The 17,365-nt window shown below is 45.2% G+C and carries 14 protein-coding genes and 1 pseudogene; 4 read left to right on the top strand and 11 right to left on the bottom strand.

All coding sequences use genetic code 11. The features are described 5' to 3' along the window. Positions 1-2: 2 nt before the first annotated feature. The 5 genes from secD to F7Y48_RS04525 form a co-directional block, all read right to left on the bottom strand. Positions 3-1,859 (bottom strand): protein translocase subunit SecD, encoded by a 1,857-nt coding sequence (gene secD / locus F7Y48_RS04505; protein WP_006741889.1) that lies wholly within the window; start codon positions 1,857-1,859, stop codon positions 3-5. A 21-nt stretch (positions 1,860-1,880) separates the two neighbouring features. After that, a complete protein-coding gene (gene yajC / locus F7Y48_RS04510; RefSeq protein WP_005381725.1) occupies positions 1,881-2,210 on the bottom strand; it encodes a preprotein translocase subunit YajC in 330 nt (109 codons plus the stop codon). 166 nt (positions 2,211-2,376) lie between these two features. After that, positions 2,377-3,525 carry a tRNA guanosine(34) transglycosylase Tgt gene (gene tgt, locus F7Y48_RS04515; RefSeq protein WP_005391577.1) on the bottom strand — a complete coding sequence of 383 codons (1,149 nt, stop codon included), beginning with the start codon at positions 3,523-3,525 and terminating at the stop codon, positions 2,377-2,379. Between the two features lie 150 nt (positions 3,526-3,675). Further along, positions 3,676-4,728, bottom strand: coding sequence for a tRNA preQ1(34) S-adenosylmethionine ribosyltransferase-isomerase QueA (gene queA / locus F7Y48_RS04520; RefSeq protein ID WP_006741890.1), 1,053 nt, complete (start codon positions 4,726-4,728; stop codon positions 3,676-3,678). 270 nt (positions 4,729-4,998) lie between these two features. Next, positions 4,999-6,165 (bottom strand): S1 family peptidase, encoded by a 1,167-nt coding sequence (locus F7Y48_RS04525; RefSeq protein ID WP_182036891.1) that lies wholly within the window; start codon positions 6,163-6,165, stop codon positions 4,999-5,001. Between the two features lie 323 nt (positions 6,166-6,488). Between F7Y48_RS04525 and F7Y48_RS04530 the strand changes: the two genes are divergently transcribed. Next, positions 6,489-6,938, top strand: coding sequence for a CBS domain-containing protein (locus F7Y48_RS04530; protein ID WP_005391583.1), 450 nt, complete (start codon positions 6,489-6,491; stop codon positions 6,936-6,938). Positions 6,939-7,062: 124 nt separating this feature from the next. On the opposite strand, the gene aceA is transcribed toward F7Y48_RS04530, so the two are convergent. The 3 genes from aceA to F7Y48_RS04545 form a co-directional block, all read right to left on the bottom strand. Continuing rightward, positions 7,063-8,376, bottom strand: coding sequence for an isocitrate lyase (aceA, locus tag F7Y48_RS04535; RefSeq protein ID WP_005391585.1), 1,314 nt, complete (start codon positions 8,374-8,376; stop codon positions 7,063-7,065). Positions 8,377-8,496: 120 nt separating this feature from the next. Continuing rightward, a complete protein-coding gene (aceB, locus tag F7Y48_RS04540; protein WP_316681678.1) occupies positions 8,497-10,125 on the bottom strand; it encodes a malate synthase A in 1,629 nt (542 codons plus the stop codon). Between the two features lie 606 nt (positions 10,126-10,731). After that, complete coding sequence (locus F7Y48_RS04545) at positions 10,732-11,637, bottom strand: hydrogen peroxide-inducible genes activator (protein WP_005383681.1); 906 nt, start codon at positions 11,635-11,637, stop codon at positions 10,732-10,734. Positions 11,638-11,836: 199 nt separating this feature from the next. Between F7Y48_RS04545 and F7Y48_RS04550 the strand changes: the two genes are divergently transcribed. The 3 genes from F7Y48_RS04550 to ppk2 all read left to right on the top strand — a co-directional run bounded on the left by F7Y48_RS04550 (position 11,837) and on the right by ppk2 (position 14,322). Then, positions 11,837-12,448: a peroxiredoxin C gene (locus tag F7Y48_RS04550; protein WP_005381738.1), complete on the top strand. Its 612-nt coding sequence runs from the start codon at positions 11,837-11,839 to the stop codon at positions 12,446-12,448. Positions 12,449-12,731: 283 nt separating this feature from the next. After that, on the top strand, positions 12,732-13,475 hold the full coding sequence (locus F7Y48_RS04555; protein ID WP_109170053.1) for a copper homeostasis protein CutC: 744 nt from the start codon (positions 12,732-12,734) through the stop codon (positions 13,473-13,475). A gap of 70 nt (positions 13,476-13,545) precedes the next feature. Continuing rightward, positions 13,546-14,322, top strand: a complete 777-nt coding sequence (gene ppk2, locus F7Y48_RS04560; RefSeq protein ID WP_005381743.1) for a polyphosphate kinase 2 — start codon at positions 13,546-13,548, stop codon at positions 14,320-14,322. Between the two features lie 62 nt (positions 14,323-14,384). Here the strand turns inward: ppk2 and phoU are convergent, their stop codons facing one another. The 3 genes and pseudogenes from phoU to pstA form a co-directional block, all read right to left on the bottom strand. Next, positions 14,385-15,083, bottom strand: coding sequence for a phosphate signaling complex protein PhoU (gene phoU / locus F7Y48_RS04565; protein WP_005381744.1), 699 nt, complete (start codon positions 15,081-15,083; stop codon positions 14,385-14,387). 30 nt (positions 15,084-15,113) lie between these two features. Then, positions 15,114-15,932 carry a phosphate ABC transporter ATP-binding protein PstB gene (pstB, locus tag F7Y48_RS04570; RefSeq protein ID WP_005381745.1) on the bottom strand — a complete coding sequence of 273 codons (819 nt, stop codon included), beginning with the start codon at positions 15,930-15,932 and terminating at the stop codon, positions 15,114-15,116. A 2-nt stretch (positions 15,933-15,934) separates the two neighbouring features. Continuing rightward, positions 15,935-17,311, bottom strand: a pseudogene (pstA, locus tag F7Y48_RS04575) (phosphate ABC transporter permease PstA); the annotation flags it as partial. Positions 17,312-17,365 lie beyond the last annotated feature (54 nt).

A 17,365-nucleotide genomic window follows, 5' to 3' on the forward strand; every position in this document is an offset into this window, starting at 1 on the left:
CCTTAGATCGACAATTTATCAACGCGTTTGCCACCGTAAATCAGGTTCACGATACAACGTGTACCAATAATGGCGGTGAACATTGAAGTTAAGATACCGATAGATAGAGTAACCGCGAAACCTTTCACTGCACCAGTACCGACTGCAAATAGGATAATTGCAGTAATCAATGTCGTGATGTTCGCATCTGCAATCGTACTGAATGCATTCGCGTAACCTTGGTGAATAGCTTGTTGTGGACTACGCCCATCACGAAGCTCTTCACGGATACGCTCGAAGATCAGTACGTTCGCATCAACCGCCATACCGACCGTTAACACGATACCGGCAATCCCCGGAAGCGTCATGGTAGCGCCTGGAATCATCGACATCACACCAATGATCAACACTAAGTTAGCCATTAGAGCGATGTTGGCAATCAAGCCAAAGCCACGGTAGTAAAGCAGTGTAAATAGCATTACCGCAACCATACCCCAGATACACGCTTGGATACCCATATCGATGTTTTGCTGGCCCATTGATGGACCAATAGTACGCTCTTCAACGATAGAGATAGGTGCGATCAGTGCACCAGCACGTAATAGAAGTGCAAGGTTGTGCGCTTCAGCTGCGGAGTCTATACCCGTGATACGGAAGTTACGTCCAAGAGCCGATTGAATCGTCGCTTGGTTGATGACTTCTTCATGCTTATCTAGGATGACTTTGCCTTCTGGCGTACGACGACCACTGTCTTTGTACTCAGCAAACACGGTAGCCATTAGCTTACCGATGTTCTTCTTAGAGAACGCTGACATCTTGTTACCACCTTCGCTGTCTAGCGAGATGTTAACTTGTGGACGACCGTATTCATCGACACTTGAGCTTGCATCCGTAATGCTTTGACCACCAAGAATAACACGCTTCTTAAGCACAACCGGACGACCGTCTCGGTCCATTTTGATTTCACTGCCTGCTGGCGCACGACCATTTGCCGCCGCTGATAGGTCAGCTTTATCGTCAACTTCACGGAATTCTAGCGTTGCAGTCGCACCTAGAATCTCTTTTGCACGAGCAGTATCTTGAACACCAGGAAGCTCAACAACAATTCGACTTGCACCTTGACGTTGAACGAGAGGCTCTGCAACACCTAGCTCGTTTACACGGTTACGTAAAATCGTAATGTTTTGCTCAACAGCGTAGTTACGGATCTCTTGTAAACGTTGCTCGGTAAAGGTCGCAGTAAGAGCGTAACGGCCATTTGAATCAGATTCGACAAAGAGCATGTCCGGGTGATTCTTTTCTAGCATTGCTTTCGCTTCTGCTAATTGCTCTTCGTTACGTAGCAGAACCTCTACCGCTTCTTTGCCAGAAGGGCGGATAGCACGATAACGAATTTTTGCCTCACGAAGTTCGCTACGGAAAGCTTCTTCTTGCTGACCAACGAGCTTTTCCATCGCAGCGTCCATGTCTACTTCCATTAAGAAGTGGACACCACCACGAAGGTCAAGACCCAGCTTTAATGGTGACGCGCCAATCGCTTCTAGCCAATCGGGTGTAGAAGGAGCAAGGTTAAGTGCAACAATTGTGTCTTTGCCAAGCGCTTCGCTGATGACATCACGAGCACTGATTTGCGTGTCAGTGTCGTTAAAACGAACAAGAATTGATCCATTCTCGAGAGCAATGGATTTATGAGAGAGTTGCTCTTTATCAAGAGCAGTAGTGACAGCATCCAGCGTTGACATATCTACAGAGGCGCCACGCGCCCCTGTAACTTGAATAGCCGGATCTTCACCGTAGATATTTGGAAGTGCGTATAACGCAGCGGTGATGATGGCAAAAAATACCATCAAGTACTTCCATAATGGATAACGGTTTAGCACAGCGAGGATCCTTTAGCTGTTTTATAGAGACTTAAGCGTACCTTTTGGCAACACTGCAGTGATGAAGTCTTTCTTGATTACCACTTCATTGTTCGCGTTAAGCTCGATTGAAATGTAGTCATTGTCTTCAGCAATCTTAGTGATTTTACCCACTAGGCCACCGCTAGTTAGAACTTCGTCGCCTTTGCCCATAGAAGCCATTAGGTTCTTGTGCTCTTTTACACGTTTCGCTTGTGGGCGGTAAATCATGAAGTAAAAGATCACTGCGAACATGCCAAGCATGATTAGCATTTCAAAACCACCGCCTGCTGGCGCGCCTTCTGCTGCTGCGTGAGCCTGAGAAATAAACATTAAAACATCCTCATTATATTTTATTGATAATCCAACAAGTTGGGCTTTCGCATTTTAGATTCAAGTCTGAGAGTAACTAATAGCGATCACTCTCTCAAAAATAACGTGCGTTAGCCTACTTTATTAGCAAAAGCCTCTGGCGACATGCCAAAGGCTTTAATTCTTTTTAGTCCGTCAATGACTGTTCTTTTGCTAGTGGTGGCACTTCACGGCCACGACGCTCATAGAACTCGGTAACAAACTCATCAAAACGATCTTCATCAATCGCTTTACGAATACTTTCCATCAGACGCTGGTAGTAGCGTAGGTTGTGGATCGTATTCAGACGAGCACCCAGAATTTCATTACAACGCTCTAAGTGATGAAGGTACGATTTACTGTAGTTTTGACAAGTGTAACAGTCACAGTGCGGATCCAACGGGGTTGTATCCGTTTTATGTTTCGCATTACGGATCTTGATCACACCACCAGTCACAAACAGGTGACCATTACGCGCGTTACGCGTTGGCATTACACAGTCAAACATGTCGATACCACGGCGAACACCTTCAACCAAGTCTTCTGGTTTACCCACGCCCATTAGGTAGCGAGGCTTGTCTTCTGGAAGCTGCGGACAAGTGTGCTCAAGAATACGGTGCATATCTTCTTTAGGCTCGCCTACTGCCAAGCCACCAACCGCGTAACCGTCAAAACCGATTTCCGTTAGACCTTTTACCGACACATCACGTAGATCTTCGTAAACACCACCTTGAACAATACCAAACAGGTTGTTCGGGTTTTCTAGCTTCTCGAAGTGATCACGTGAGCGCTGTGCCCAACGTAGCGACATTTCCATCGATTTCTTCGCTTCATCGTGTGTCGCTGGGTATGGCGTACACTCGTCAAAAATCATGACGATGTCAGAACCTAGGTCTTTTTGAATTTCCATCGACTTTTCTGCGTCCATGAAAATCTTGTCACCATTAACTGGGTTACGGAAGTGCACACCCTCTTCGGTAATAGTACGCATCTTGCCAAGGCTGAATACTTGGAAGCCGCCTGAATCAGTAAGAATAGGACCGTGCCAGTTCATAAAATCATGCAAGTCGCCGTGCATTTTCATGACTTCTTGACCAGGACGCAGCCAAAGGTGGAACGTGTTACCTAGTAGGATTTCTGCGCCCGTACCTTTCACTTCTTCTGGCGTCATGCCTTTAACCGTACCGTAAGTACCAACTGGCATAAACGCTGGGGTTTGAACAGTGCCACGTTCGAAAGTCAGTTGACCACGACGCGCATTGCCGTTTTTCTTCTTAAGATCGAATTTTAATTTCACGATGCCTCCAGGTGTCAGAGAAACAGTCTGACTGAGTGTTTAGGGCTCTACCCTACTTTAAGGAGCGGTCGCTTTTCCTTGCGAGAGATAAAGCAGAGGTTCTGCTCTATTTCCTAGCTTACTGCTAGCACTCGTAAATCTTATTTTTTACTAAATCGTTTTCTTCTTGATGAACATTGAATCACCATATGAGAAAAAGCGATATTTGTTTTCTACCGCATGCTTGTAAGCATTCATGGTGTTCTCATAACCTGCAAATGCACTCACCAACATGATCAGTGTGGATTCTGGCAGGTGGAAATTGGTAATCAAGCAATCCACAAGCTGATATTCGTAGCCAGGGAAAATAAAGATTTCTGTATCACCAAAGAATGGGGCCAACTCAGTCCCTTTTTTCAATGCGTCTTGCGCTGCGCTTTCAAGTGAGCGTACCGATGTAGTACCAACAGCAATAATTCGTCCACCGCGCGCTTTCGTCGCTTTAATTGCTTCGACGACTTCTTGCGGTACTTCTACGTACTCAGCGTGCATATGGTGATCGTTGATGTTTTCTACTTTTACTGGCTGGAATGTACCAGCACCAACGTGCAAAGTGACGTAAGCAAACTCTGCGCCTTTCGCTTTGATTTTCTCTAGTAGAACATCATCAAAATGAAGACCCGCTGTCGGCGCCGCTACTGCGCCTGGCTTCTGGTTATATACGGTTTGGTAACGCTCTTTATCTGCATCTTCATCTGGGCGGTCAATGTAAGGAGGAAGTGGCATGTGGCCGATTTCTTCCAAAATTTCTAATACCGTCTTATCAGCGTTAAATTTCAGTTCAAATAGAGCGTCGTGACGCGCCACCATTTCTGCTGAGTATTCATCATTCTCGCCAACAATGATGGTTGTACCTGGTTTTGGAGATTTAGAGCAGCGAACGTGCGCGAGGATGCTTTTCTCGTCAAGCATGCGCTCCACCAGCACCTCTAGCTTACCACCCGACTCTTTACGACCAAAAAGACGAGCAGGTATAACACGAGTATTATTAAACACCACGAGATCACCGGGTTGAACTTGGCCCAATACATCAGTAAATGTGCCATCAATTAGCTCTCCGGTATTGCCGTCCATTTGTAATAGTCGGCTAGCGGTACGCTCTGGCTGAGGGTAACGAGCGATAAGTTCATCTGGAAGGTCGAAATGGAAATCTGATACTTGCATGTTACTTGTCTTATATATTGGTCAAATCACGTCTAGGACGACGATAAAATTGCGACGAGTTTTTCGCAGCAGACTAGTATATGTTTACATACTGCAATAGCAAGCAAATCCCCAGAATATCACTGTAAAAGCCATGATGAAGAGTGTAATAAAACGTGAAAAACCGCGATCACTTGGCATTATTTTTCAGTTTAAGTCGAAAGAAATGGAACATTAAAAAGCAAAGCAGCGCATAACGCTGCTTACTTGTTTAGTATTCAAATCGCCCTATCAAACCTCACGCCTTCGCCACCACGCCAAGGGCACGAATAGACCCAATAGCCACAGACCGAGACTGCCGCCATCATCATCTGACCCTTTGAAATCACAGTTATTGGTTGCGATACCGTCGTGACACTCTTTATCTCCGCCGACTTCGTTATTAGCCTCTTTAATAAAGTTCGGTGCAATGATGTAGCTACTTGGTGGCACATCGGCAGTAATGTAAGACTGTACCCAGTCGTAATATTGGCTCACCTTAGTGTAGAAACTTGGAATCGTCAAAGAGCCACATGTCGGAAGAATGAGAGGTCCACCGCTAACAATACCAATCTGTTTTCCCGTCGCCACATCGACCAGCGGACCACCACTGTCACCTTTACATGCAGAGTTACCATATTGGGTGTGGCTATCCGGCTCTAATACTCGGTTTTTCGTTGGTAGCGTACAAATTTTGGTTTGGTTTTCTCTTGAGTCGATGAGCCCCGGAAAACTGCTGCCAATTTCTAAACGCTCATAACACTTGTCGATGGGCAAAAATGTACTAATGGTGGTTTTGAGAGTATTGGAAGGTTCAGAAGCATCCGGCTGAGTGGTCCCCCACCCAAACACTTGCACATTTTTGACACGTTGATTGGTCAGGTAATTATCGTTCCAATCCGCTGCCAAACGCGCTTCGATACTCTCCATGTCGGTTTTGTTTGCTAAATCAGCAAAGCTTGCGTTTGCCACTGGGCGCGTGAGATACAGCAACGCGATGTCTGAGTCTAAACCGGTTTGGATAGGTTTCACGTTGCCATTACTGTCGGTCTCAGCTTTTGAAATCCGCGTGTAATCAGGGTGAACCACAACGTGAGACACCGGATAGAAGTTATCAAGCCCTGCTGAATTAAGTTCATGCACATTCGCATTCACCGACAACTCGCCCGGCGGGGTCACATAGTAGCTTGCTTCGTTCGTTCCCTGCCCCATTACCACGCAGTGTGCCGCAGTCAACACCCACTGCTCCGTCAGCATGGTGCCGCCACACAGTGGGAACTCTGCCATATTACTTGCTCGTAAAGTAACGCGGTCAACAGAGTCGGTTAGTTCATCTCCTAACACAATCGCCTGTGCTGATTGCACACTGAATGCCGCCACTGCCAGCGCAATGAGTTTGTTACACGTTGTTCTTTTCATTTAGGTTGCTGTCTTCAATTTGGTAAGCCTGAGCGTATCTTCTTCGAGAGACGAATCTTGGAAAATCCAACGAATAAAAATGTGCGATTCAATTCATTGGATTACCTTGGGTACACATTCAATATCAATCAAAAATGCCAACTGACTCGCACGCAAACCGACTTATTCAAATTAATAAAAACGTCGATAAGACACAGATTACGCAGACAAAAAGAAGCGCAAGTGTATTGTGCTATTTAATTGATGAAAAACGAGTTAGCTCCCAGATATACAGAAAAATATTCTCTATATTTAAGAGAAGGACAATGCCGCTGGAGGTCTCTATGATCAAGGTTGAAGACATGATGACTCGTAATCCTCATACCTTACTGCGCACGCACACCTTGCGTGATGCAAAAAGCATGATGGATGCGCTTGATATTCGACATATTCCGGTTGTTGATGCCAATAACCACTTACAAGGCTTGGTGACTCAACGCGACATTCTTGCTGCTCAAGAATCGAGCTTGCACCCAGATGAGGCTGAACAATCTTTTACTCTAGATACACCGCTCTACGAAATGATGCACACTAACATCATGACGGCCGAACCCATCGCGGGGCTTAAAGAGAGCGCTATCTACATGCAAAAGCACAAAGTTGGCTGTTTACCTGTTGTCACCAAGGGTCGATTGGTAGGCATCATTACTGACAGTGACTTTGTGACCATTGCGATTAACTTATTGGAACTGCAAGAAGAAGTGGAACCCGAAGAAATAGAGCCAGAAGAATAATACGCAAACGCGTTATCTTGGGTGTAAATTTCGTTTCTTAAACGTTTTAAACGAAAAAAGAGCGGCAGGGTTGCCGCTCAAAATGCCATTACTGACGCTGATTAAGGAAGTGTTTCTCTGCCAATTAGAATTGGTCTTCTTCGGTCGAACCGGTCAATGCGGTCACTGAAGAGTTACCACCTTGGATAGTATTGGTCATTCTATCGAAGTAACCTGTACCTACTTCTTGTTGGTGCGCAACAAACGTATAGCCTTTTTCAGCCGCTTGGAATTCAGGACGCTGAACTTTCTCAACATAATGACGCATACCTTCACCTTGAGCGTAAGCGTGTGCCAGTTCGAACATGTTGAACCACATGTTGTGAATACCTGCTAGCGTGATGAATTGGTACTTGTAGCCCATGTCTGCCAGCTCTTGTTGGAACTTAGCAATAGTTTCTGCATCTAGGTTCTTCTCCCAATTGAAGGACGGCGAACAGTTGTATGCCAACAGTTGATCTGGGTATTCAGCGTGAATCGCTTCTGCAAACTTACGTGCTTCTTCCAAACATGGCGTCGCTGTTTCACACCAGATCAAATCTGCATACGGTGCGTAAGCTAGGCCGCGAGAGATGGCTTGGTCGATACCAGCGCGAACGCGGTAGAAACCTTCTTGAGTACGCTCTCCTTCAATAAAGTCTTTATCGTATGGGTCGCAATCTGAAGTAATGAGATCTGCCGCATTCGCATCAGTACGAGCAATAACTAATGTTGTTGTTCCCGCCACATCAGCAGCCAAACGAGCAGCAACCAGTTTTTGCACCGCTTCTTGCGTTGGAACTAATACCTTGCCGCCCATGTGGCCACACTTCTTCACCGATGCTAGCTGGTCTTCAAAGTGAACGCCCGCTGCGCCTGCTTCGATCATCGACTTCATGAGCTCGTAAGCGTTAAGCACACCACCAAAGCCCGCTTCAGCATCCGCTACGATAGGTAGGAAGTAATCAATACCACCTTCATCTTCAGGCGATTTACCTGCTGACCATTGGATTTGGTCTGCACGACGGAACGAGTTATTGATGCGTTTTACTACTGACGGTACAGAATCGACTGGGTATAGAGACTGGTCAGGGTACATCGTTGAAGCGGTGTTGTTGTCCGCTGCAACCTGCCAACCAGATAGGTAAATCGCTTCAATACCAGCTTTAGCTTGTTGAACAGCTTGGCCGCCAGTTAACGCACCAAGACAGTTTACGTAACCTTTTTTCGCACTACCGTTGACCAGTGACCAAAGTTTGTCTGCACCACGTTGTGCAATTGTGTTGGCAGGTACCATAGAACCACGCAGTTCCACCACTTCCTCAGCAGTGTATGTACGCTTTACATTTTTCCAGCGCGGGTTAGTTGCCCAGTCTTTTTCCAGAGCTTCAATTTGTTGGCGGCGAGTTAAGTTAGTCATTGGTCTATCCCTCTTTATAATTTGCACTTTATGCGTGTGCGTTGAGTTTCCGTTCTCAGGCAGTACTTCCCTATCTGCCCTGAAAATCCTTCACGTTATTGGTGTTACAGTTATTCTTTATTAATCCAGGTAGTCATAACCAGGAATTGTTAAAAAGTTGGTCAGCTCATCGCTCGTAGTGAGCCTTGCCATCAAGTCTGCCGCTTCTTCAAATCGACCCGCTTGGTAGCGCTGCTCGCCAATTTCTTGTTTCACTACTTCAATCTCTTCTTTTAGATAGAGCTCGAACAGATCCTTAGTGACCTTCAATCCGTTATCTAGCGACTTGCCGTGTTGAATCCATTGCCAGATAGAAGCGCGAGAGATTTCAGCTGTCGCCGCATCTTCCATCAAGCCATAAATCGGTACACAACCATTACCAGAAATCCAAGCTTCGATGTATTGCAGCGCAACACGAATATTGTGGCGCATTCCGGCTTCTGTACGCTCGCCTTCACAAGGCTCGAGTAGTTCAGCCGCTGTAATAGGTGCATCCTCTGAACGACTCACATCCAATTGGTTGGTGCGCTCGCCCAGTACAGCACTAAAAACTTCCATCGCGGTGTCAGCCAAACCTGGATGAGCTACCCAAGTACCGTCGTGACCATTGTTTGCTTCTAGCGATTTGTCAGTCTGAATCTTGTCTAATACTTTTTGATTCTCTTGCGGGTCTTTCGCTGGGATAAAGGCAGCCATTCCTCCCATCGCGAAAGCACCTCGTTTATGACAAGTACGCACCAATAATCGCGAGTAAGCGTTCAAGAATGGCTTGTCCATAGTGACCACTTGGCGATCTGGCAGTACGCGTTCAGGGTGCTTCCTCAAGGTTTTGATGTAGCTAAAGATGTAATCCCAGCGACCACAGTTCAAACCAACGATGTGTTCTTTAAGTGAGAACAGAATCTCATCCATTTCGAATACGGCTGGTAAAGTTTCAATCAGCACAGTCGCTTTGATGGTGCCTGTATCAAGACCGAAATAGTCTTCCGTGAAATGGAACACTTCGCTCCACCACTTCGCTTCGTGATGCGATTGCAGTTTTGGAATGTAGAAATAAGGGCCGCTGCCTTTTTGAAGTAACGCTTTGTAGTTGTTATAGAAGTACAGAGCGAAATCGAATAGCGCACCTGGAATGATCTGACCGTGCCACGTAACGTGTTTTTCTTTTAAATGAAGGCCGCGAACACGGCAGATCAACACCGCTGGGTCATCTTCCAGCTGATAATGCTTGCCATTGCCAGGGTTAGTGTAACTGATGGTGCCATTCACGGCATCGCGTAAATTCACTTGCCCATCCAGCACTTTACTCCATGCTGGAGACATTGAATCTTCGAAGTCTGCCATGAACACTTTTACATTCGCATTCAGTGCGTTAATCACCATCTTGCGATCAGTTGGTCCGGTAATCTCCACACGGCGATCTTGCAGATCTTGTGGGATTCCCAGGATCTTCCAGCTTCCTTCACGGATGTCTTGTGTCTCTGGTAAAAAGTCTGGCAGCTCACCTGCATCGATACGCGCTTGCTTCTCTTCTCGTGCTTCCAGCAACTGCTCAACACGTCCGGCAAATTTTTCACACAGTAGAGATAAAAAGGTTTGGGCTTCAACAGGGAAAATTGCTTGATGTTCTGGAGCAACGACTCCATTCACCTCAAGCATGCCTTGGGTTTGCTTTAGTTGTTGTGTTTTTTGTTCTGTCTGAGCAAGCATAATCATTCATCCTTAACGTGCTTTATCCATCTTGGGCAGTCAGCGTAAAGCTACATTTGTAAGTTATGAACAACAAATTACATCCTTTAACTTTGTGTTCAACTCGTCTAGCCATGTCGATAGATTGCGTAATATTATGTGTATTTTCAATCTAGACATAAGTCTTATCGGCCTTTAAATAAGCTATCTCAACAAAGGGTTTAACGAAACCCCCAAGATAAACAAAACAGAAAATTCGAAGTTTTATTCGGCAGGGTAAAAACCGCCTATCGAACACCTATTTTTGCAATTTATTACGTAATTAAATTACATTAATTTTAAGGTCGATTTATCATTTCAAACGAGTGTATGAATATAGACTGGTAAACAAACGCCTTGTATTCACAAGGGCTGGCAAGGTGGATTCAAACAAGGGTCAAACAAGACATACAAGGTTTTGTGTAAAATTAACATTGTGAAATTTCACTATTTTATGAAAGCTTCATCAAAGAAGAGCTGTAAAATTTTACAAGTCAAAGTTCACCAACAGAATAAAATACTAGAAAGCGCACTGTTTTCAGTGCGCTTTTAGATAAATAATGGAGATGTAGAGGCTAATACTAATAGCTAAAGCAGTTCGGAAACGACTTCTGCAAGCTGATTAAATGTTTTCGTTCTTGATGAACTCGGACGCCAAACTAAGCCAATTTCGCGATAGGCTTGCTTTCCTGGGGGATCGATCACGACTAAATTCTGGTTATGCAGCAGGCCGTGGTCGATAGCCATTTGAGGAATGAACGTCGTTCCCAAACCATTCGCAACCATTTGCACCAAAGTATGAAGGCTGGTTGCTGTAAACGGATTAATTTTTTCTTTATCTGTTAATTTACACGCAGATACCGCGTGTTCCGTTAAGCAATGCTCTTTCTCTAATAAAAAGACGGATTCGTCAGGTAAATCTGCGTAACGAATCGGCACAGGCACCGATTGGGCTTGATTCGCACTAATAACCATTCGAAACGGATCCTTACCCACCACTCGACTTTCCATACCGTCAATTTCCACTGGCAACGCTAAAATGAGCACATCCAACTCACCGTGTCTAAGCGCTTGAAGTAAGTTTGTTGTCGTGTCTTCTCTTAATAAAAGATTCAGTTGTGGGAAACGGTAGTTAACCTCTTGCACCAAATCACACAGTAAAAACGGAGCAATTGTTGGTATGCATCCCACTTTTAGCTGGCCTTGCATATCGTCGCCTTGGCACATACGTCCAAGCTCGACCAAATCTTGCCCTTTTGCTAACAGCTCTCGCCCCTGCTTTACTACCATTTCTCCCGTTTGGGTAAAAACCAGTGGACTTTTCTTGTCTTTCTTTTCATATAATGGACAACCAATCAATTCCTCTAAGTTTTGAATACCTTTACTTAAAGTCGACTGACTGACAAAACAACGCTCTGCAGCGTCACTAAAATGTCTTGTTTCATGCAGCGTGACTAAGTAGTGCAACTGCTTCAAACTGGGCCATTTATTCATAATTGTATTTGTATCTACCGCCGTTCCAGTGATCGAGTTAAGAGTTTTGCTATTATCGTTTTTTTCGATTAACTCAATCTATTTATTTCGCTTTTTTCAATACTACAATCTGTACTATAGTTTGTCTCGTACAAACACGGACCAAACCGACACAACTGAATTCGGTTTGGAACTAACCATACTTTTTAGGAGCAAAAAAATGGTACTAGTAGGTCGTCAAGCCCCTGATTTTACTGCAGCAGCTGTTCTAGGTAACGGTGAAATCGTTGAAAACTTCAACTTTGCAGAGTTCACTAAAGGTAAGAAAGCAGTAGTATTCTTCTACCCACTAGATTTCACTTTCGTTTGCCCATCTGAGCTAATCGCATTCGACAACCGTCTAGCTGATTTCCAAGCTAAAGGTGTTGAAGTAATCGGTGTTTCTATCGATTCTCAGTTCTCTCACAACGCATGGCGTAACACTGCTATCGAAGATGGCGGTATCGGTCAAGTTAAGTACCCACTAGTTGCTGACGTTAAGCACGAAATCTGTAAAGCTTACGACGTTGAGCACCCAGAAGCAGGCGTTGCTTTCCGTGGTTCTTTCCTAATCGACGAAGAAGGCGTTGTACGTCACCAAGTAGTTAACGACCTACCTCTAGGCCGTAACATCGACGAAATGCTACGCATGGTTGACGCTCTTAACTTCCACCAGAAGCACGGCGAAGTATGTCCTGCACAATGGGAAGAAGGTAAAGCAGGTATGGACGCATCTCCAAAAGGTGTTGCAGCGTTCCTATCTGAGCACGCAGCTGACCTAGGCAAAAAATAATAGACCTTCACCCTAGCTCAACGGGTGTGATGGTTGGATGTATATAAAGCAAAAAGCTAATGCGGAAAACCGCAAACGCCAATCAGTCTAAGTAAAGTCCTATCAAAGCCCAGAGCAAATGCTCTGGGCTTTCTTTTACCTTCAGATAAACCGCCAAAATGAGGTAACGCTGCAGCGTAAACTTTACCTCTATTTCTCATGCCCTCCATACAGATTCTGCTTACTGGCCCTGTTAATATCTTAGCCACAACACTTATTTGTAACGTTAGCAGGATAAATGAACGTGGTTACTCACCTAGAAGTCTGTATCGATAATATTGAATCTCTGCACTACGCCATTGCTGGCGGCGCCACTCGGATTGAGCTTTGCTCCTCTTTGGCTTTAGGCGGACTAACACCCAGTTATGGCTTTATGCAGCAAGCGGCTAAGCTTTCTAGTGTTCCAGTTTATGCCATGATCCGCCCACGCCAAGGTGACTTCTTCTACAATGAAGAAGAGATCGAAATGATGCGGTGGGATATTGAAGCTGCTCACCAATCGGGCTTGGATGGTGTGGTTTTAGGTGTACTCACTCAAGAGGGGGATATTCACATGCCCTTTGCAACAGCACTGTGCGAATTCGCACAGGAATTAGGGCTGGGCATAACGTTCCATCGTGCTTTTGATCAATGTAGAAACGCTCAATCAGCATTGGAAGAGGTCATCAGTTTGGGCTGCGAACGCATTCTCACTTCAGGGCTCGCACCTTCTGCGCCAGCAGGCCAGAAAGTACTTAAATCTCTTGTTGAACAAGCCCAAGGACGCATTGCAATCATGGCGGGTGCTGGCGTTAATGCGAGTAACGTACGTGCATTAGTAGAAGACACTCAGGTTCCTGAAATCCATTTGTCAGGGAAAACGACTCGACCGAGTAAAATGACCTTTATTGCTGAACAAAGCAAAATGGGCGCAACTGATGTCGATGATTTCTTAATCCCCATCACAAGTACACAAGCCATTACCGATGTCGTAGCAACTCTCAAATAGACCACCGCAACCTCACACGCATAGCTTTTGAGTGCTAACATATTGTTTATCAAGGAGTGAGGAAAGATGTATGTCTAAATTGAAGAAAAAGGAATACGAAAAGGAGCTCAAAAACCTTCAAGTTGAGCTCGTAAAACTTCAAGAGTGGGTCAAACACAAAGGGTTAAAAGTGGTGGTTCTGTTTGAAGGCCGTGATGCTGCGGGCAAAGGCGGGGTGATTAAACGCATCACAGAAAAGCTAAACCCGCGTGTTTGTCGCGTGGTCGCTCTGCCTGCACCGACAGAAAAAGAAAAAACACAATGGTACTTCCAACGTTACGTCGCTCATTTACCATCTGCTGGTGAAATCGTTTTATTTGACCGAAGTTGGTATAACCGAGCGGGTGTCGAAAAAGTCATGGGGTTCTGCACTCCAGACGAATACGAGGAGTTTTTACGCTCTTGCCCTGAGTTCGAGAGAATGTTGCAACGCTCTGGGATTATTCTGATTAAGTATTGGTTTTCGGTTTCAGACGAAGAGCAGGAAAAACGTTTTCTAGGTCGAATTAATACGCCGATCAAACGTTGGAAATTCAGCCCAATGGATTTGGAGTCACGTCACCGCTGGGCGGAGTATTCGGAGGCAAAAGATAAGATGTTTGCCTATACAGACACGAAAAACTGCCCTTGGTGGGTCGTCCCTTCTGATGATAAAAAGAAAGCGCGCTTGAACTGTATCAGCCATTTACTTAGCCAGATTGATTACAAAGCACTTGAGTACTCACCCATCGAATTACCTGAACTCAATAAAGAAGGTTACGTCAGAGCGCCCATTGATGACCAGACCTTCGTTCCTGATAAATATTGACGTGCTTTCCCTCTCCCTAATAAATAGACCAGACTAAAAGCTGGTCTATTTGTTGAAATCAGTTACTTCAGTACGTCATCAATACTTTGATCACCTAGGTGGCGTACATCTTTCCCTTTCACGAAGTAAATAATGTATTCACAGATGTTCTGGCAACGGTCCCCCACGCGTTCAATCGCGCGTGCCGACCACATCACTTGCAGAATGTTGGGGATATTTTTTGGATCTTCCATCATGTAAGTCATCAACTGACGAATCACCGCTTCATACTCTGCGTCTAGTTTGTCATCTTGCTTGTGCACCTCTGCTGCCGCTTCTACATCCATGCGGGCAAACGCATCCAAAACCTGATGCAGCATATTAATTGCCTGACGGCAGAGAGGCTCTAACGACACTTGGAATTGTCGTTCTTTTGATGATGGGCTTTCAATGGCAACGTAAGCAATGCGTGTCGCCACGTCACCGATACGTTCTAAATCAGTGATCGTTTTGATGATAGCCATGATTAAGCGCAAGTCTTTTGCCGTTGGCTGACGCTTAGCAATAATGCGTGTGCAGGCGTCATCGATCGAGACTTCCATCGCATTCACTTTATGATCGTCACGCACAACCTTACGCGCCAGTTCGATGTCTTCTTTATGCAAGGCTTGAATAGCATACGAAAGCTGCTGTTCTACCAAGCCACCCATGGTTAATACATGAGTACGAATCGATTCTAGCTCTACGTTAAATTGTCCTGAAATATGACGTCCAAAGTGCATGATGTTCCTTATTCCGTATAGAGTCGCGACTTAACCGTACCGACCCGTAATATAATCTTCGGTCTGTTTCTTCATTGGCGAGGTGAAGATCGAGTCCGCGTCAGAGTATTCAATTAACTTACCCATATGAATGAATGCGGTGTGATCACTCACTCGCGCCGCTTGCTGCATGTTATGGGTAACGATAACGACAGTATATTGAGTCTTAAGCTCATTGATAAGCTCTTCAATAGTTAAAGTTGAGATTGGATCCAACGCTGATGTCGGCTCATCCAATAACAGGACTTCCGGCTCAATCGCCACCGCGCGCGCAATGACCAAGCGCTGTTGCTGACCACCAGATAAACCAAATGCGTTCTCATGCAAGCGGTCTTTTACCTCATCCCACAACGCCGCCGAGCGCAAGGATCGCTCCACTGCGTCATCTAAACTGCGGCTGTTTTTTACACCTTGTAAGCGTAAGCCATAAACTACGTTTTCATAAATAGACTTAGGAAATGGATTGGGTCTTTGAAACACCATCCCCACTCGGCGTCGAAGTGTCGCAACATCGACATTAGGATGATAAACATTCTTGCCATGTAGACGCACTTTGCCTGTGACTCGACACCCTTCCACTAAGTCGTTCATGCGATTGATGCAACGTAATAACGTCGACTTTCCACACCCTGAAGGACCGATAAAAGCGGTGACTCGCCCTTTGGGAATTCGCATCGAAATATCATGCAGCGCCTGAGTTTGACCATAGAACAGATTAAGGTTCTCGATTGAGATTGCTGTTTGTTCATCCGTTAAATTATGAACGTCCAATGGTGGCTCATAACCTAATGTACTATCAAAATTAAACATACTTAATCTTGTCCTAACGTTCTGTATTTTTCTCGTAAATTATTGCGAATACTGATTGCTGTTAAGTTTAGCCCGACAATCACTGTCACGAGTAAGAAAGAGGTAGCATAAACTAATGGTCGCGCCGCTTCGATGTTGGAGGTTTGAAAGCCAACATCGTAAATGTGAAAACCTAAATGCATGAACTTTCTATCCAAATGCACATAAGGGAATTGCCCGTCAACCGGTAAACTGGATGCCAATTTCACGACCCCCACCAGCATCAGTGGCGCTACTTCGCCAGCTGCACGCGCAATCGCAAGGATCAGCCCTGTGATAATAGCTGGCGTCGCCATAGGCAAAACCACACGCCATAGTGTTTCGAACTGAGTTGCACCAAGCGCCAGAGAACCATGTCGTACTGAACTCGGAATACGAGTTAAACCTTCTTCTGTTGTCACAATCACAACTGGAAGCGTCAGCACGGCAAGAGTTAGTGCAGACCACAACAAACCCGGAGTACCAAAGGTTGGTGCCGGTAACTTTTCCGCATAGAATACGTTGTCGATAGAGGCACCAATCGTATAAACAAAGAAGCCTAAACCAAATACGCCATAAACAATCGATGGAACACCCGCTAGGTTTATAACCGCAATACGAATAACCCTGGTTAGAGCGTTATTCTTAGCATATTCATGTAGATAGATAGCGGCGATCACCCCAAGTGGCATCACAATGATCGACATGATAAGTACTAAGAAAACCGTACCAAATATCGCAGGGAACACGCCTCCTTCGGAGTTTGACTCTCTTGGATCTTCAGATAAAAACTTCCAAACCTGTTTTCCCCAATGCATGACTTTATCAGGCAGTGACATTTGGTTTGGATACCAGTAGTCCAAAATATCTTCGAGCGGAATCGATACTTGTGATCTCGTCATATCCTCGACAATCAAGGCATAGTCAGAGAGCTGAAGTCGTAAACCATCAAGTTGCAAATCTAACGTCTCAAGCGCTTTCTCTATCTGCTCTTTTTTCGTCTGATTTTCCTTTAAGAAGCTTTCTGTCAGCGTGTCATTCAATTCATGCTTGCGCTTTTCTAATCGCAACTGCTCTAGCTTCCAACCAAGCTCTTTAAGCTGATCGACCACCAAAGAATCAATCTCATGGCGCAGAGTTTCTGCATCATCAAGCTTTTTATTTAGTACCGATTGAATATCACTGGTGTATATATTATCGCCATCTTGAAACGCCACCAGCTTACCAAAGAAATAACCACCGCTACTGCGCTCTATCACCGCCCACTCTTTTGGCGTCGTAGGCTCATCCAACTGCATTTGCAATACGGAGATAAAATCGGCGGGATACAACTCTCGGTTAGCGATTTTGATACTGAGTCGCGTGGCAAAGTCTTCATCGTCTTCTAACTGCTGTGCTGCGCTTTCAGGCAGATA

Source organism: Vibrio sp. 2-1-2a, assembly GCF_032648565.1.
Lineage (GTDB): Bacteria > Pseudomonadota > Gammaproteobacteria > Enterobacterales > Vibrionaceae > Vibrio > Vibrio diabolicus.

Excerpts from the sequence above, each read along its gene's own strand:
- yajC (WP_005381725.1), bottom strand. The coding sequence starts at position 2,210 with ATGTTTATTTCTCAGGCTCACGCAGCAGCAGAAGGCGCGCCAGCAGGC.
- queA (WP_006741890.1), bottom strand. The coding sequence starts at position 4,728 with ATGCAAGTATCAGATTTCCATTTCGACCTTCCAGATGAACTTATCGCT.
- F7Y48_RS04525 (WP_182036891.1), bottom strand. The coding sequence starts at position 6,165 with ATGAAAAGAACAACGTGTAACAAACTCATTGCGCTGGCAGTGGCGGCA.
- F7Y48_RS04530 (WP_005391583.1), top strand. The coding sequence starts at position 6,489 with ATGATCAAGGTTGAAGACATGATGACTCGTAATCCTCATACCTTACTG.
- aceA (WP_005391585.1), bottom strand. The coding sequence starts at position 8,376 with ATGACTAACTTAACTCGCCGCCAACAAATTGAAGCTCTGGAAAAAGAC.
- aceB (WP_316681678.1), bottom strand. The coding sequence starts at position 10,125 with ATGCTTGCTCAGACAGAACAAAAAACACAACAACTAAAGCAAACCCAA.
- F7Y48_RS04545 (WP_005383681.1), bottom strand. The coding sequence starts at position 11,637 with ATGAATAAATGGCCCAGTTTGAAGCAGTTGCACTACTTAGTCACGCTG.
- F7Y48_RS04550 (WP_005381738.1), top strand. The coding sequence starts at position 11,837 with ATGGTACTAGTAGGTCGTCAAGCCCCTGATTTTACTGCAGCAGCTGTT.
- ppk2 (WP_005381743.1), top strand. The coding sequence starts at position 13,546 with ATGTCTAAATTGAAGAAAAAGGAATACGAAAAGGAGCTCAAAAACCTT.
- phoU (WP_005381744.1), bottom strand. The coding sequence starts at position 15,083 with ATGCACTTTGGACGTCATATTTCAGGACAATTTAACGTAGAGCTAGAA.
- pstB (WP_005381745.1), bottom strand. The coding sequence starts at position 15,932 with ATGTTTAATTTTGATAGTACATTAGGTTATGAGCCACCATTGGACGTT.